We start from the raw sequence: 17,326 nt of genomic DNA on the forward strand, positions 1-17,326 counted from the left end.
CATTGAAACCAAAGTTGATTCCGAGGAATCTGTTTTACTTCTCTTAATAAAAAGGGAAGATAAAACGTTTTGATATTCATCAACGAGTGCCCACACAGATTGATAGGTTTAAATTGTTAAAGAGCTTTACTTATTGAGCGTTCCTTTTAGTAAGGAGCCTCTCTAAGTGGACGGCCATTCTAGCGAATTGGGTTCCAGTGTCAAACACTTTTTCCAGCTAATTTTTCAAAGCATCTTAAATGCTTAATGTCGTCTCGTTACTTAGTTCAAACCGCTTAGTTATCCCTGGCAACGGAGGCGCATTATAGAGAGAATCCCCCTTTGCACAAGGCCAAAAACGAAAAAAGACCGCAGCAGGCGATCGTTCGGACACTATTCACACAAAGCGTTCAAAATAGGTACGATTACGTCTTAATTTCGACTAATCGTACCTATCGTTCTTACCTTGATTATTGGTGAGCAATAATTCGGTCGTTATTCACTAATAGCTGCACTTTCTTATCCGGATTGATTTTCCCTGCAAGTATCGCTTTCGCTAATGGGTTCTCAACACTCTGCTGAATTGCTCTTTTAAGAGGCCTCGCACCATAGACAGGATCAAAACCGACTTGAGAGATCAACTTCAGTGCTTTGTCCGAAACTTCAAGCTCATAGCCGTTGTCTTCCATTCGTTTCTTCAAATGCTCAAGCTGAATAGCGGCTATTGACTCGATGTGAGCTTGGCCTAATGGATGGAACACGACACTTTCATCAACACGGTTCAAAAACTCAGGGCGGAAATGCTTACCTACCACTTCCATCACTTCATTCTTTATTCCTTGGTAATCGAGCGTATTGAAGTTTTCTTGAATTCTCGAAGAGCCAAGATTAGATGTCATGATCACTACGGTATTTCTGAAATCGACCGTGCGACCTTGTCCATCGGTTAATCGTCCATCATCTAAAACCTGCAATAGAATATTGAAAACATCAGGGTGCGCTTTCTCTACCTCATCAAGCAGAATCACAGAATAAGGTTTTCGACGAACAGCTTCAGTTAAGTAACCACCTTCTTCATACCCAACGTAACCTGGAGGAGCACCAACCAAACGAGCCACTGAGTGTTTCTCCATAAACTCAGACATATCGATACGAACCATGGCATCGTCACTATCAAACATGAAGTTAGCCAATGTTTTACACAGTTCGGTTTTACCTACGCCCGTTGGACCAAGAAATAAGAAAGAACCAATCGGCTTATTTGGATCGGATAAACCAGCACGACTACGACGAATCGCATTCGATACCACTTCTACCGCTTCGGCTTGCCCAATAACCCGCTTATGCAGAACACCTTCCATTTTCAGAAGCTTCTCTTTTTCTGCCTCTAGCATTTTAGAAACCGGAATGCCGGTTTGCTTTGAAAGAACATCGGCAATTTCAGCGTCAGTTACCTTATTACGTAATAAGGTCATTTCTTGCATTTCAGCTTGAGTCGCGAGGTCTAACTGCTTCTCTAACTCTGGGATTCGACCATATTGCAATTCAGACATTCGGTTAAGATCGCCAGCACGCCTTGCAAAGTCCATATCCATACGAGCTTGTTCTAACTCTGATTTGATATGTTGCGTCCCGGAAAGCGCCGCTTTTTCAGCGTTCCAAACTTCTTCAAGCTCTGCAAAATCCCGCTCCTTCTCAGAAAGTTCACTTTGCAGCGTGCGAAGCCTCTTTTCACTGGCTTCATCATTTTCATTAGTGAGAGCTTGCTGTTCGATCTTCAATTGAATGATTTTACGCTCGAGCTTATCTAGCGACTCAGGTTTTGAATCGATCTGCATACGAATGCTCGAAGCCGCTTCATCAATGAGATCAATCGCCTTATCTGGTAACTGACGATCTGAAACGTATCGATGAGATAACGTTGCCGCCGCTACGATAGCTGGGTCAGTAATTTCTACATGATGGTGAAGTTCATAGCGCTCTTTCAAACCACGAAGAATCGCAACTGTGTCTTCAACGGTTGGCTCATCGACTATCACTTTTTGGAATCGACGCTCTAATGCAGGATCTTTCTCTATATACTGACGATGTTCATCGAGTGTCGTTGCGCCTACACAATGCAGCTCACCACGAGCCAATGCTGGTTTCAGCATATTACCGGCGTCCATAGAGCCTTCGCCTTTACCTGCTCCTACCATGGTGTGAATTTCATCGATGAAGAGAATAATGTTGCCCTCTTCTTTCGATAATTCGTTGAGAACCGATTTCAAGCGCTCTTCAAATTCACCACGATATTTAGCACCTGCAATCAAAGAGCCCATGTCTAATGAAAGAACTCGTCGCCCTCTCAAGCCTTCCGGTACTTCATTATTGATAATGCGCTGCGCCAAACCTTCAACGATTGCCGTTTTTCCGACACCAGGTTCACCAATAATAACGGGGTTATTCTTAGTACGGCGTTGAAGTACTTGGATAGTACGACGGATTTCATCGTCTCGACCAATCACAGGATCTAGTTTGCCTTGCTCTGCTCTTTCAGTCAGATCAATGGTGAACTTCTCTAATGCTTGGCGTCTATCTTCCGCATTCGGGTCATCGACTTTTTGACCACCACGAACTTGCTCGATAGCTTGAGATAGTTTTTGCTCAGTAAGGCCTAACTCTTTAAGTAAGTTCCCTAAAGGACCTTTGTCTTCAATTGCAGCGAGTAGGAATACTTCTGAAGATATGTAACTGTCTTGGCGCTTTTGCGCGACCTTGTCACATAGGTTGAACAACGTTCCCATGGCATTCGAAAGCTGAACATCACCACCAATACCACTTACTTTTGGCACTCGGTCTAATATTTCGCTCAATTTAGAACGCAATTGAACAACATCAATGTTCAGCATAGTAAGCAATGGACGAATCGCACTGCCATCTTGATTAAGCAAAGACACCATTAGGTGTACAGGTTCTATATATTGGTGATCACGACCTAATGCGAGCGACTGAGCATCAGATATCGCAATTTGGAATTTACTAGTGAACCGATCGAGACGCATGCCAACCTTCCTACTCTTAGATATGTTTATCTTATGGTTAGAAGATGGATACGGTAACGCGGATTTTCAAGGGATAAGAGTGAAGAATAGAGCTTATATGAAAATATAAATGAGCTGGATGAGTGGTTGTGCTAGCCAGAGATTACTCTAACCAAATAAATGTAGCCTGACGTCCAGTAATGCCATCACGGCGATAAGAATAGAAAGCATCTGAATCTGCGTATGTACATAGATTCGAGTCTGTCACTGAAGTCACGCCAACTTTCATTAATCGTTGAGTCGCGAGTTGAGACATGTTTGCCAGCCATTTGCCAGGTTCAGCTTTGGCTTGAAATGCTAATTTAGCTTGAGGGTCAAAACGAACAAAAGCTTCCAACACATCGTTGCCAACCTCAAATGCATCTTTGCCAATTGCAGGGCCAAGCCAAGCCATGATCTGATTATCTGAATCTAGATTTGAAAACTTTGCGACGGCATTTTCAAGAATGCCACCAGCAAGACCACGCCAACCCGCATGAACAGCCGCGACTTGAGTGCCTTTGGTATCAGTAAGAATTACTGGCAAGCAATCAGCCGTCATCGCTGAACACACAACACCCTTTGCAGAGGTAAATGCACCATCAGCATCAAGAACATTCGTCACCGGTTCTAAAACCGTAACGACATCCGTTGAGTGAGTTTGATTTAGCCATACTGGAGCCGTGGGCATCTTAGATTGTTGCTTTAGCCATGCTCGATTGCTTTCAACAAGCGAAGTATCATCCCCAACGTGCATACCGAGGTTTAACCCTTGATAAGCACCCGTAGAACAACCATCGAAACGACTCGAAGCAAATGCTTTCACGTTTTGAGGAGCGTTCCAGTCAGGGATGATCATTGACATGATTAAATGTCGTCTTCGTGATTTTCGCGAGCATCAACACGTAATGCTTCTGCCATCACAACCATGTCATTTGGCACAGGTGCGTGGAACTCAACTTCTTCACCAGTAATAGGGTGAACAAATTTAAGCATTACAGCATGCAGCGCTTGGCGATCAAAAGAACGAATCATTGTCGTCAGCTCTTCAGATGCACCTTTTGGTATACGTGCACGACCACCGTATGCAATATCACCTAACAGCGGATGCTGAAGGTATGACATGTGAACACGGATTTGGTGAGTACGACCCGTTTCTAGGCGTAGACGAATACGAGTATGTTCGCGGAAGTGCTCCGCAACACGGTAGTGAGTTACCGCAGGCTTACCTAATTCATTCACGTCCATTAAAGTACGTTTAGTTGCATGACGGCTAATGCCTTTCTCAACCACACCACCCGCGGTCATTTTACCAATAGCAATTGCTTCATATTCACGAGTAATACGACGTTTAGCAAGAGCACGTACAAGGCGAGTTTGAGCTGGAACCGTCTTAGCCACAACCATAAGACCGGTTGTGTCTTTATCAAGACGGTGCACAATACCCGCACGAGGTACTTCTGCAATCTGAGGGTAATGGAAAAGCAATGCGTTTAGTATGGTTCCATCCGGCGTACCTGCGCCTGGGTGTACAACCAGATCGCGAGGCTTATTGATAACCAATAAATCATCATCTTCATAGACAATGTTTAGCGGAATATCTTGTGCTTCCCAGCGCTCTTCATCTGCAAGCTCCGCTTGTAGGATGATCGCTTCACCGCCCAAAACTATGGTGCGCGGTTTAGTGATAACTTCGCCATCCACTTGGATTTTGCCGTCAAGAAGCCACTCTTTAATACGAGAGCGAGAAAAATCGGTAAATAGTTCAGCGACAGCTTGGTCTAAACGTTGACCTAACTGGCTGCTTTTTACTGTGTCTGTTAATGTTATCTGCTGAGCCATATCGAACTTTTTTAAAAACCGTGAGACTAATACCCATTAGTATGGATAAAATAGAATAATTGCATCATTGTATCTGTTACTGGTTAGAAAGTAACGGAAGCTTACGAAATATTTAATTCAAGGAATCGACGCCTGACATGAAACACCTTACTTTATCCGGTCTATTAGCCGTATCACTCTTAGTTGGCTGTTCAAGTACTGAAGAAATAGTACCGGATGTACCACCATCGGTTCTTTACTCTGACGCTCAAGAGTCCCTACAGAGCGGTAGCTGGCTTTCTGCAATCGAAAAGCTAGAAGCTTTAGACTCTCGTTACCCATTCGGCGCCTATTCGGAACAAGTACAGCTAGATCTGATTTACGCGTACTACAAAAATGATGACTTGGCGTTAGGCCTTGCCACCATTTCTCGATTCCTACGCTTAAACCCGACTCATGAAAAACAAGACTGGGTGCTTTACATGCGCGGCCTAACGCACATGGCACAAGACCGTAACTTCATGCACGACATTTTTAATATCGACCGTAGTGACCGAGATCCAGAGCCAGTGAAACTCGCGTTTGCTGACTTCAAACGACTACTGGAACGCTTCCCTAGCAGCCCTTATGCGGAAGATGCGCAAAAACGCATGTTCGCACTTAAGAACCGCCTCGCAGAGTATGACTTAGCAACCGCTGATTTCTACCTACGCCGTGAAGCTTGGATTGCAGCTGTAAACCGAACACAAGAGCTGCAGAAGACTTACCCAGACACCATTGCTGCACGTAAGTCTTTGGATATTCAGTTAGAAGCTTATAAACAACTAGGTTTAGAAGACGCAGCTTCAAGAACAGAAAAATTGATTGAGTTAAACCCACTGCCTTAATCAACGTTGTCATATTTATTCGAAAACGCGCTAATTTATTAGCGCGTTTTTTTTGAACTTAATTTCGTAAACTTGATGAATCGCATAATACACGGTATCTTCAAAAGATAACTTTTAACAAAACATCAACATGGAGTGTGGATGTGAGTAGGTTGTTATTATTTATCTGGATATCGCTATTTAGCCAATTATCCTACGCATTAGAACTGTCCCCGTTAAGCAACAAGCCTTACATGGGTGACTTAGATGTGCTCAAAACCAAAGGGACGGTTAGAGTGCTCGTGTCTGCTGATCTTGGTTTTTATTATATCGAGGATGGCAAACCAAAAGGCATCGTGGCTGAAATGCTCTACCACTTTGAGAAGAGCCTTCGTAAGAAACACCCTTACCTCAATGTTCAAATCATCCCAGTGCAGCGAGATGATCTACTTCCCTCATTAGAATCTGGTTATGGAGACGTCGCTGTCGCGAACCTGACGATCACCGACAAGCGATTGCGAATCATCGATTTTTCCGACCCAATGATTAAAGATGGAAAAGAGCTGATTATCACAGGAAAGAATTCAGCCCCTATCACCGAAATCAAGCAACTGAGCGGTAAAGAGGTTTGGATCCGTGCGAGTTCGAGTTACTTCGAGAGTGTACAAAGAGTCAATAAAGAACTTAATGAATTAGACTTACCACCGCTGCATGTCCACTTTATTGAGGAGTCATTACAAGACTACGAGCTGATAGAGTTGGTCAACCAAGGCTATATACAAGGCACAATCCTAGATAGCCATAAAGCAAAGTTATGGACTGACGTAATGGAAAACATTCAGGTCCATCACGATTTACCCTTACGTGAAAATGGCCAAATAGCATGGGCATTAAGAAAAAATAGCCCTCAACTAAAAAAAGAGATCAACAAATACGTCAAGACGGCACGAACAGGTACCCTACTCGGAAATGTTATCTATCAGAAATACATCGACAACACTCGCTGGTTAGGTAGAGCGCTCAACCCAAATAAAATAGACCGAGTGGCTAAGCTGTCAGATGTTTTTGAAAAGTATTCGAGTAAATACGAATTCGACCCTTTGATGATGTCTGCACAAGGTTTCCAAGAGTCTGGACTGGATCAAAGCAGAGTTTCTCATCGTGGAGCTATTGGTGTGATGCAGGTGTTGCCAAGTACCGCCAAAGACAAAAACGTCAATATCAAAAACATACATAAGGTGGATAACAACATCCATGCGGGTGTGAAATACATGCGTTTCATTAAGGACCGGTATTTTGACGACCCTGCCATTACGCCAGATAATCAAATCTACTTCACTTTGGCTTCTTACAACGCTGGTCCAGCTAAGATCAGAAAGATGAGGCGCATTGCCAAGCAGAAAGGTTACAACCCAAACATCTGGTTTAAAAACGTAGAAATCATCACTCGTAAATACGTGAGCAAAGAACCGGTGACCTATGTCGCCAACATCAACCGTTACTTTGTAATCTATAAGCAGTTACAAGCTATCAATGCTATCCGAGAAAATGGGACAGCGAGACTACTAAAAACCAACGATTAGTTTGTCTTCAACCCTAAGAGCCTGAGGATCAAAGGTGCTAAGGAAAATTAAAAACACAAAAGCCGCATAAGAAAACTTATGCGGCTTTTGCTTATCAAATTCAGAGAAAGCTTACATAGTGATATATATCACGAGATCTACATCACAAAACACTATTGAGTAAATTTCAATCAAACACTTTCAATAAGCTGTAAGGCGCCCCTAAAAACTGGTTTAATTTTTAGCGAAGCCTTGCCTCCAAGTTATCGTTTTTCATAGAGATAACAAGCATTTTTCGCCAAAAAGATACTAAGACTTGCGTGAGATCACATTTGATTTTAATGCTTATCCCACCCAACCAAAACAAGATCTAGATCACATTCTTTATTCCTAAAAGTCGTAATCTGAAGTTAACCCATGAGGGATACAACAGAGGAAAACTTCTATGAAAATGAACATCACTGGTAAAAACATCGACATTACCTCTGCAATCCGTGATCACATAGAAAGCAAATTTAAAAAGCTGGATAAATGGCAAGTAGACATCATTGGCTGCCAAGCGAGCTTTAGCGAAGAACCAAACAAGAAGAAAAAATTTGAAGCGGTTCTAACCGTACCAAAAGGCCAACTTGTTGCTTCATCAATCCATGACGACCTCTACGTAGCTATCAACGAAGTAGAACAAAAACTAGAGCGTCAACTCAACAAGCTACGCCATAAACCTGAAGCGCGCCGCGCTGAAAAGCCTGAAATCGAAGAGCTAGAGGCTGAAGTAGAATAAGGAAAGAGAACAGATTAAAAAATAGCGCCTCAGGGCGCTATTTTTTTGCTTGACGCTCGTAGCTCGCTTGCTTATTGTGTTTAAACATTCATAAAACAATCACTTTTTATGCACACTCAATCTTTGTTTATTTTTGACTTCTTTTTTCTTCCGTAAATCGGAGGCTGAGTCGTTTTAGAAAAACAAGTCAAAAACGAACAAGAAGCCTCCCACACTAGGGAGGCTTTTTTATAAGGACACATTTATGACTGACCGCTCAATTTCACTGGATGATATCCGCCTTCGTCTTAATGATTTAGATGACGAACTGCTGAGTTTACTTTCCGAACGTCGCAAACTCAGTATCGAAGTTGCGAAAAGCAAGGTAGAAACATCAAAACCTGTACGCGATGCCGTTCGTGAGCAGCAGCTTCTGGTTAAGCTGATTAACAACGGCAAAGATAAATACGAACTTGATGCGCAGTACATTACTAAACTGTTTCACACCATCATCGAAGATTCCGTTTTACTACAGCAGTCATACTTACAAAACCTAGCGAACCCGCAAAGCCGTAAACCTCTGGCTCGGGTTGCATTCTTAGGTTCTAAGGGATCATATTCTCATCTTGCTAGCCGTGAATATTTCAGCCGTAAGAATATGGAATTGATAGAGCTTAACTGCAATCATTTCAAAGAAGTGGCATCGACGGTGGAGTCTGGTCATGCAGATTACGGTGTGCTGCCGATTGAGAACACCAGTTCAGGTTCAATCAACGAGGTCTACGACCTACTGCAACACACAACGCTTTATATCGTTGGTGAACTGTCTCAACCAATTGAACACTGCTTGGTTGCGAAAAATGATATTCGTTTAGAAGACATCAAAACCCTCTATTCACACCCTCAACCTCACCAACAGTGCAGTGAGTTTTTGAGTCGTCTTAAAGGTGTTAGCCTTGAGTCTTGCGCAAGTACGGCTGACGCAATGAAGAAAGTGAAAGATCTGGAGGGCGATGATGTGGCAGCAATTGGCAATGCATCGAGCGGCAAGCTTTATGGGCTTCAGCCAATCCAAGGCAACATTGCAAACCAAACTGAGAACCACACTCGTTTCATCGTTGTGGCGCGTAAGCCGGTAGAAGTATCAACTCAAATCCCAGCTAAAACGACACTGATCATGTCGACTTCTCAAGAGGCGGGTTCTTTGGTAGAAACTCTACTAATCCTACAACGCTTGGGCATCAACATGACTAAGCTGGAATCTCGTCCTATCATGGGCAACCCATGGGAAGAGATGTTCTACGTTGATTTAGAAGCACACTTGGATGCAGATAATATGCAGCAAGCGATAACAGAACTAACTGCCATTACTCGTCACCTTAAAGTGTTGGGTTGTTATCCAAGTGAAAACATCAAAGCGACGCAGGTTAAGTTGTCATAGCTTTCAACGAACATAAGCTCTTAACAAACATAAGTTTTCAGCGAATATAAGCTGTTGGCGAACATAAGTTTTTAACGAACAAACGTTTAAAGCTGGCATAAGTTTAAATCTGCTATAAGTATTTGGCCTACAGTAGGCCAAATGCTAAAACCTACGGCTAGTGGAATAACTCGTACTCAGGAATACTCACACTACGTATTCCTAAGACATGACTCGATTATTTCACTGGCTGTACATGCCTTCCAACCCACACCATTCAACACCTTCTTAACAAAAAACTCATTAGTGGCTTTTTTATCAATAAAGACAAAACCTTACCCCCTTCACAGGAAATCATCGAACTACGTGTAATTAATAGCGAGTAAGTATTAAGTAACATAAACTTACGCGCTTAAATTATAAATAGTGTTGTCATTAACTATGAAGCTAAGTACGAAAATCTTACTACTGATAACCCCTGTGATACTGATCAGTACCGCAGCTTCTAGCTATATTATTTATTCAACGCAGAAAAGCAGTTTTATCAAACGCGAAGACAACGCACTTCAGCTGAACATGGAAAAGTTGGCAGGATATTTTCGACAGTCTCGCTCGTTCCTAAATAGCTACTCTTACACCTTGACCCAAAGTGACATGGTGAAGCGTTACTTTCTCACTGAACAAAACTTATCTCGCGATCTTGAACTGGTTAGTAACCTTCGAGAAGCCATACACTTCTTGCAAGATGACGATGAAAGCTATACCGGGTTAGCGCTTCTCAATAGTCAGCGAAAGTTGAGTTATTACGCTGATAATAACAGCGACTCACGCACTCAGATTGACAGCAAAATATTGGATTTTGTGGATCAGTACTATCAAGACACCTTAGCAGCATCAAGTACCAACTATATTCAAAACTCTCAAGGTGAAGGGATGTTGGTTCACTACGAAAAGGTAGACAAAAAAACGATTTTCCCAACCGCAAACAATCACCCCGACGATGTGTTCTTTGTTGTTGTGTCAGTCTCTCTCGATAAATTTAATGCGCTGAGAAAACAGATAGAGTTCGACTACCAAACCAGCTTATTCTTCACATCTATAGCGGTTTCTCTGGAAAATAATGTCACCCACTCAGTCAAGCTTGCGCCAGAACTATACGCCACAGTTGACCCGGCGCCATTCCTATTGGAAAACAAGCTCGAATCAATTTGGAATAAGCTGAGTTTGTCCTTTGCACTATCCGCGTTTGTGACGGTTGCTCTGCTACTCATGCTTTTGTCTCGCAGTGTGATATCCCCGATAACACGACTCGACCGACAACTGCAGCAAGTCGAAAAAAAACAACGTAAGAACATCGAACGCTTAGGCACTCGTGATGAGCTTGGCCGCCTATCACAGCGTTTTTATGACATGTACCAAGAGTTAGATAACACCTACCAACAGACCAAGCTATTGGCCGAGAATGATCAATTAACCCAAATAGCCAATAGGCATCAATTTCAAACCTTCGTTCAGCAATCATTACCCAAGCCTAGCTCGAATACCAAAACCTGGGTTCTCTACTTTGACCTAGATAACTTCAAGTTTGTGAACGACAAATATGGACATCAAATCGGCGACTCCATTCTAGTCAGTTTTGCTCAGCGTATTTCAGATATTTGTAGCCACTATAAAACAGAGTTTGACGCTCATTGTATGCCAGCCCGACTTTCTGGAGACGAGTTCGTTGTGTACATTAACGCGCCTACTCGCCAAGGGAATATCGCGCATAGATTCTCTGATAGCTTACTGACGCCACTACAAAAAGGTTTTATCACAGAATCAGGGAGCTTTCCGATCACGGTCAGTATTGGTATTGCTACCTACCCCAATGATGGCCACTCCATCGAAAAGCTATTGTCGAACGCTGATACCGCGATGTACCAAGCCAAACGCGCAGGTAAAAACCAATTTGCTGACTATTCACGAGATTTAGACAAAGCGATTCAACGCCAAGCAAACATTGAACGCGCACTCAGAGACAAGAACTTTGATGATGAATTTAGGCTCGTTTATATGCCGTACATGGATTCAACCGGAACCCATGTTATTGGTGTTGAGGTGTTATTACGTTGGAATTCGGAGCAACTAGGCTTGGTTCCACCTGATGAATTCATTCCAATTGCCGAGCAAACTGGATTATTCGATCAGGTTGATCAGTGGGTCATTCAGAATGCATTTGCTTCTTTTCATCGACTTCAGGCTCAGTTTGATCACGCAATTCAGTTGTCGATTAACTTATCTTCTGCTGGGATTGAGACGACTGATCTTGCTGACTTCATCAAAGAGCACGCCGATTTAAATCGAATTCCGCCAAGTTTGATTGATTTTGAAATTACCGAAACCTTTTACTCAAACTCTGAAGGTTTTCCGCTGCTTAACGAACTATCTGATATGGGCTATCGATTAGCCATTGATGACTTTGGATCTGGCTACACCTCCATCACTCAACTGGTGCAGTATCCAACTCAAAAAATTAAGCTCGATAAAGCCTTTTTAGACACCTTAATTGAGACCGATAATCAGAACATAGTAAAACCGGTTATCGGGTTATGTCATGCTCAGGGTAAGAAGGTCACAGCCGAGGGCATCGAAACTGAAAGCATGCATCAGTGGTTGCAAGAAGCACAGTGCGATATGCTACAAGGCTATTACTTCGGTAAACCTATGCCATTAGAAGAACTGAGTGATTGGTACCGACAGCATCAACTCAATTTAATCGATAACAAAAAGAATCCAATACATGAAATCTGTAATCATCGCATCGCTGAACCCAGCTAAAATTAACGCCGTTAAAAGTGCATTCTTATCTGCTTTTCCTGATACTGAATTTGATTTCAAAGGCATCAGCGTCCCTAGCGGTGTCGCCGATCAACCGATGAGCAACGACGAAACCTATCAAGGTGCGGTAAATCGCGTTCACAACGCAACTCAAGCTCAACCTGATGCGGATTTTTATGTTGGATTAGAGTCTGGAATAGAAGGAAAGGTTACATTTGCTTGGATGGTCGTTGAAGCAAACGGTCAGCGCGGAGAATCTCGATCTGCAAGCTTGATGCTGCCACCCGTTGTGCTTGATAAACTCCAGCATGCGAATGAGCTAGGTGATGTGATGGATGAAGTCTTCGGCACCGACAACATAAAACAAAAAGGCGGTGCGATTGGCTTATTGACACATAACCAACTATCTCGCAGCTCTGTATATAGCCAAGCTTTAATCCTAGCGCTGATCCCATTTGTTAACCCTAAGCACTTCCCTGCTTAGTCTTGTTTAAGAAACACGATATTTCGCCTCTCTAGAGGTAATATCATTGAGCGGGATAAAAACAAAAAACGCTAACCTATGGTTAGCGTTTTTATCAAGTTCTTAAGGCTTACTGTTTAAATGCTTACTTGAGTAACAGCTCTGCAATTGCCGCTTTCTCTTGCTCAGATTTAGCCTTTAGCTCATTAGAGCCTCGCGTGATCGTAGCCACACCCACACCTAACATTTGGCTCACCTGTCTTTGTGACATGTCCCCTTTCATGAGTTCACAAAGAATATTCACTCGAGCGACCAAAGCATCTCGCTCATCAGGTGTCATCATCATGGTCAACAACAGTTCATGCTGATCTTTCTCAGCCGCTGTTTTTACCAAATCCATTAGTTGTTGCCAATTCTCATATTCAGGTTGTGATGCCATATCTCTACACTTACTTTTAAATTTTGGCTTGAAGTAGCCGCTTAATGATTGAAAGCGTTTAACACTTTATACCGAAACACTTGCTTTGATCCAATGTAAAAAGGCAGCAAGTGGAACTGGTTCGCACTCACTGCCTTTAATATTACTCAGTTTCGGAGAAAGTACCGAACACCTAGTATTTCGTTTCGGCCTCATGAGGCGCTAAAAACATCCCTTTCTCGCCCAAGATATCTCGATAGTAAGTCTCAAACATCAAGATATTCTGAACGTAGCCCCGAGTCTCTTTGAATGGGATCATTTCGATAAAAGCAAATGCATCGAGCTTTTCATCGCTGCGTGAACGCCATTGTTTCACACGACTCGGGCCTGCATTATAAGCAGCAAATGCAAAAATACGGTTGTTATCATATTGAGCTAATAGGCCATCTAGATAGTGGCTACCAATCTCAATGTTCTTGCCGACATCATAAAGATCATCGCTGTCCTGGTACTTAATCTTATGTTTTTTAGCCGTATATTGCGCCGTCTTTGGCATAATTTGCATGATGCCACGCGCGCCAACTGGAGAGCGAGCCTCTGAATCCATCGCACTCTCTTGCCTCGCTAAAGACATTAAGGTAATCGGGTCTATATCGTGCTTTTCTGCGTAGAAGTTAAACCACCACTTATGAGCAACAGGGAAGCGTAAAGCGATGTTGTCCCACATCTTCGCAGAGATGCTCGCAGTCACTGTAAAGTGGTTCCAACGCTGCGTCGCAGCATGAGCTGCGAGCATTGATTTCTGATCTTTATCAGCATTGGTTAACAACCAACGCCATTCACTCTTCGCTGCCGCAATTTTGTCTCGGTCAATCAGCTCGCCAATACGAACCAAAGAGGTGTCGAACGGCTTCACCATTTCGGCATTGTATTTAAGTGTCGACGTTGGATAGCTAACCGGCTTACCTAATTGCTTAGCCGCCGCCACACTGTAGAAATTACGCTGCCCCAAAATGTCTGACAGTCGCTTGTTACCTTCAGCAGTATCGCCTAGTGCTATCTCAGCTCTACCTTGCCAATATTGCCAGCGAAGCGAAGCCTGATGCTTATCATCTAAGCGCGCAATCCACTCTTTCAAGCCAGTCCAATCTGCATGCTGAATAGCTAAGCGAGCACGTCTTTCCAACAAGACTTGCTTTGATGAACTCTCGAGCATTTTGTCTCGCCACGCCATCAACTCTTCAGAGTCGGTATTGATCAAGCGGAACGTTAGGTAGTCCGCTAGTTCTTGGGATTTTTCTTTCGAAAACTTTTGAGCTTTCACAACATCATCAAAAACCTCTTGAGCGCTGCTTGCTGATTTCCTTGCTAGCTTCTCGAAACCAAATTCGGTTTGAGCTTGGTAGAATTCATTCGCTGGGTGCTTCTTAGCAAACGCGAGTACATTTTCAGGCTTGTTGTACAACGCCTTCATCTGCTTAGCTTGAGCAATTGACTCATCATGATCCAATTGCTTGATCAGATAGGTCATTAACTTGCCGTTTCGTTTATCAAACGCCAATAGCATTCGCTGTAATATCAGCTCATCCGTTCTTAAACCCGCCTCATCCCAACTTTCGAAGAGCGGATCACAGCTATCATCGACACCACTGCCACTCAACCAAAGCTGCTTCGCACCTTTGAAGGCGAGCTCTTTGTTTCCTTGTTCATAATTCGCACGGTAGTAGATGCATTGATATTTTTCACCAACAGGCTCTTTGGTTTGAAACTCAAGGATCGTCTTCCACTGTTTTTGAGCCGCCAATAAATCTAAATAAGGCGCACGCATACGATTCGAAAATGGTAGGGCTTTATTCTCTTCAATAAAGGCATCCACTTCAGCAGGTGTGCGATCACCTAAGCCTAATAAGAAGGCGCGATAATCAGTGTAAGGCGTTAACGGATATGTTTGAATTTTGTTACGTAGCGCGGAATAAGCTTCTAGATCGCGGTTGTCTAAAATCTCTTGCGCTCTGTCATAAACATCACGCTGCATTTCAAGCTCGGAGGCATTGCTAGCCATAGCCATCGGAGCCAGTGAAAATGAAGACAAAATTGCCGATGCAGCCACAGCAATTTTCGTATTACCAATGCGGAAAAACATTCGCTCTTTCCTTAGTGCGTGTATGAATACGTGAAGTCTATTTACGCCCGACATCACATCAAATGTAAAGAGATTGAGTGTAAATATTATTAATATTTAACACTTCGCCTCAGAAGCTTATTAAATATAGTTTTAATGACCAATGTGACAATAATAGGTAAGGATTAGTTCAAGAATGGCTTTTCTGTCCTAGGAGTAACATCTTTGGGGATATTGGTATAAAATAGACGACAATTTTGAACAATAAATTAGGATCGATCGGCAATGGCTGAATACGTATATACCATGTCTCGGGTGAGCAAAACTGTCCCACCTAAGCGTCAAATTCTTAAAGACATTTCTCTTAGCTTTTTTCCTGGCGCTAAAATCGGTGTTTTGGGTCTAAATGGTTCAGGTAAATCTACCCTACTACGTATCATGGCTGGTATTGATACTGATATTGATGGTGAAGCTCGTGCACAACAAGGTCTTAAAGTCGGTTACCTACCGCAAGAGCCTGTACTAGACGAATCAAAAACAGTGCGTGAAATCGTAGAAGAAGCGGTTTCTGATGTTGCAGACGCACTTAAGCGTATCGACGCAGTTTACGCAGCTTACGCAGAACCTGAAGCAGATTTCGACGCTCTTGCTAAAGAACAAGGCGAGCTTGAAGCGCTGATCCAAGCAAAAGACGGCCACAACCTAGAGACAGCTCTAGAGCGTGCTGCTGATGCACTTCGTCTTCCTGAGTGGGATGCGAAAATCGAACTCCTATCCGGTGGTGAACGTCGTCGTGTTGCGATCTGTCGTCTACTTCTAGAGAAGCCAGACATGCTGCTTCTTGATGAACCAACTAACCACTTGGATGCAGAATCAGTGGCTTGGCTTGAGCACTTCCTTGTTGATTACAGCGGTACTGTTGTGGCAATTACCCACGACCGTTACTTCCTAGACAACGCTGCTGGCTGGATTCTAGAACTTGACCGTGGTGAAGGTATTCCATGGGAAGGTAACTACACATCTTGGCTAGAACAGAAAGATGAGCGTCTGAAGCAAGAGAAATCAGGCGAAAGCGCACGTCAAAAGACTATCGAGAAAGAACTTGAATGGGTTCGTCAGAATCCTAAAGGCCGTCAGGCTAAATCTAAAGCTCGTATGGCTCGTTTTGAAGAACTAACAACTGGCCAATACCAGAAGCGTAACGAAACCAACGAACTGTTCATCCCGCCAGGTGAGCGTTTAGGTGACAAGGTACTTGAAGTTAAGAACCTAACTAAGTCATTTGGTGACCGTGTTCTTATCGACGACTTATCGTTCAGCATGCCTAAAGGCGCTATCGTCGGTATCGTTGGTGCCAACGGTGCGGGTAAATCAACACTATTCAAGATGCTAAGCGGCGCAGAACAGCCAGATTCAGGCACAGTTGAATTAGGCGAAACGGTTAAGCTTGCTTCTGTTGATCAGTTCCGTGACAGCATGGATGACACCAAAACAGTATTCCAAGAGATCTCTGAAGGCGCTGATATCATTAAGATCAACAACTTCGAAATCCCTGCTCGTGCATACTGCTCTCGCTTCAACTTCAAAGGCAACGACCAACAGAAAATCATCGGTCAGCTTTCTGGTGGTGAACGTAACCGTGTTCACCTAGCGAAACTGCTAAAAGCGGGCGGTAACGTACTGCTACTCGATGAGCCAACCAATGACCTTGATGTCGAAACTCTGCGTGCACTTGAAGAAGCGCTGCTTGAGTTCCCTGGCTGTGCAATGGTTATCTCGCATGACCGTTGGTTCCTTGACCGTATTGCGACCCATATCTTAGACTACCGTGATGAAGGTCAAGTTAACTTCTACGAAGGTAACTATACTGAGTACACAGAGTGGCTGAAGAAGACTCTGGGCGCACAAGCGGCTGAACCGCACCGTATCAAGTACAAGCGTATTGCTAAGTAAATTAGCTTGTATTTTGAACAAAGGCCGCGATAATAGCGGCCTTTGATATATCTGGCTTACTATTTACCTATTGATATAGA

General features: G+C 43.3%; 12 protein-coding genes and 1 other annotated feature. Of the genes, 7 read left to right on the plus strand and 5 right to left on the minus strand.

The window, feature by feature from the left end; all coding sequences use genetic code 11:
- Positions 1 to 449: 449 nt before the first annotated feature.
- The 3 genes from clpB to rluD form a co-directional block, all read right to left on the minus strand.
- Positions 450 to 3,023, minus strand: coding sequence for an ATP-dependent chaperone ClpB (gene clpB, locus L3V33_RS20680; protein ID WP_017077748.1), 2,574 nt, complete (start codon positions 3,021 to 3,023; stop codon positions 450 to 452).
- Positions 3,024 to 3,165: 142 nt separating this feature from the next.
- Positions 3,166 to 3,906 carry a peptidoglycan editing factor PgeF gene (gene pgeF, locus L3V33_RS20685; protein ID WP_237291127.1) on the minus strand — a complete coding sequence of 247 codons (741 nt, stop codon included), beginning with the start codon at positions 3,904 to 3,906 and terminating at the stop codon, positions 3,166 to 3,168.
- A gap of 2 nt (positions 3,907 to 3,908) precedes the next feature.
- Positions 3,909 to 4,883, minus strand: coding sequence for a 23S rRNA pseudouridine(1911/1915/1917) synthase RluD (rluD, locus tag L3V33_RS20690; protein ID WP_017077746.1), 975 nt, complete (start codon positions 4,881 to 4,883; stop codon positions 3,909 to 3,911).
- 137 nt (positions 4,884 to 5,020) lie between these two features.
- On the opposite strand from rluD, the gene L3V33_RS20695 reads away from it, so the two are divergent.
- The 6 genes from L3V33_RS20695 (at position 5,021) to yjjX (ending at position 12,774) form a co-directional block, all read left to right on the plus strand.
- Positions 5,021 to 5,749, plus strand: a complete 729-nt coding sequence (locus L3V33_RS20695; protein WP_004735032.1) for an outer membrane protein assembly factor BamD — start codon at positions 5,021 to 5,023, stop codon at positions 5,747 to 5,749.
- A gap of 137 nt (positions 5,750 to 5,886) precedes the next feature.
- Positions 5,887 to 7,311, plus strand: a complete 1,425-nt coding sequence (locus tag L3V33_RS20700) for a lytic transglycosylase F (RefSeq protein WP_338121297.1) — start codon at positions 5,887 to 5,889, stop codon at positions 7,309 to 7,311.
- Positions 7,312 to 7,735: 424 nt separating this feature from the next.
- Positions 7,736 to 8,071 (plus strand): ribosome-associated translation inhibitor RaiA, encoded by a 336-nt coding sequence (gene raiA / locus L3V33_RS20705; RefSeq protein ID WP_004735034.1) that lies wholly within the window; start codon positions 7,736 to 7,738, stop codon positions 8,069 to 8,071.
- A 110-nt stretch (positions 8,072 to 8,181) separates the two neighbouring features.
- Positions 8,182 to 8,303, plus strand: a sequence feature (Phe leader region).
- Between the two features lie 12 nt (positions 8,304 to 8,315).
- Positions 8,316 to 9,491 (plus strand): prephenate dehydratase, encoded by a 1,176-nt coding sequence (gene pheA / locus L3V33_RS20710; RefSeq protein ID WP_004735035.1) that lies wholly within the window; start codon positions 8,316 to 8,318, stop codon positions 9,489 to 9,491.
- 420 nt (positions 9,492 to 9,911) lie between these two features.
- Entirely contained in the window at positions 9,912 to 12,290 is a 2,379-nt protein-coding gene (locus L3V33_RS20715; RefSeq protein ID WP_065207264.1) for an EAL domain-containing protein, read from the plus strand.
- Positions 12,253 to 12,774 carry an inosine/xanthosine triphosphatase gene (gene yjjX / locus L3V33_RS20720; RefSeq protein ID WP_004735037.1) on the plus strand — a complete coding sequence of 174 codons (522 nt, stop codon included), beginning with the start codon at positions 12,253 to 12,255 and terminating at the stop codon, positions 12,772 to 12,774. Before L3V33_RS20715 ends, yjjX begins: the two co-directional genes overlap by 38 nt.
- 124 nt (positions 12,775 to 12,898) lie before the next feature.
- Here the strand turns inward: yjjX and trpR are convergent, their stop codons facing one another.
- Both trpR and sltY read right to left on the minus strand, forming a co-directional pair.
- On the minus strand, positions 12,899 to 13,192 hold the full coding sequence (trpR, locus tag L3V33_RS20725) for a trp operon repressor (protein ID WP_017084809.1): 294 nt from the start codon (positions 13,190 to 13,192) through the stop codon (positions 12,899 to 12,901).
- Between the two features lie 172 nt (positions 13,193 to 13,364).
- The gene (gene sltY / locus L3V33_RS20730; RefSeq protein WP_237291128.1) at positions 13,365 to 15,314 is read right to left on the minus strand and encodes a murein transglycosylase; all 1,950 of its coding nucleotides are present in this window, start codon (positions 15,312 to 15,314) and stop codon (positions 13,365 to 13,367) included.
- Between the two features lie 264 nt (positions 15,315 to 15,578).
- Here sltY and ettA point away from each other — a divergent pair, with 264 nt between their 5' ends.
- On the plus strand, positions 15,579 to 17,246 hold the full coding sequence (gene ettA, locus L3V33_RS20735; RefSeq protein ID WP_237291129.1) for an energy-dependent translational throttle protein EttA: 1,668 nt from the start codon (positions 15,579 to 15,581) through the stop codon (positions 17,244 to 17,246).
- Positions 17,247 to 17,326 lie beyond the last annotated feature (80 nt).

This window comes from Vibrio sp. A2-1, from assembly GCF_021728355.1.
Lineage (GTDB): Bacteria > Pseudomonadota > Gammaproteobacteria > Enterobacterales > Vibrionaceae > Vibrio > Vibrio splendidus_K.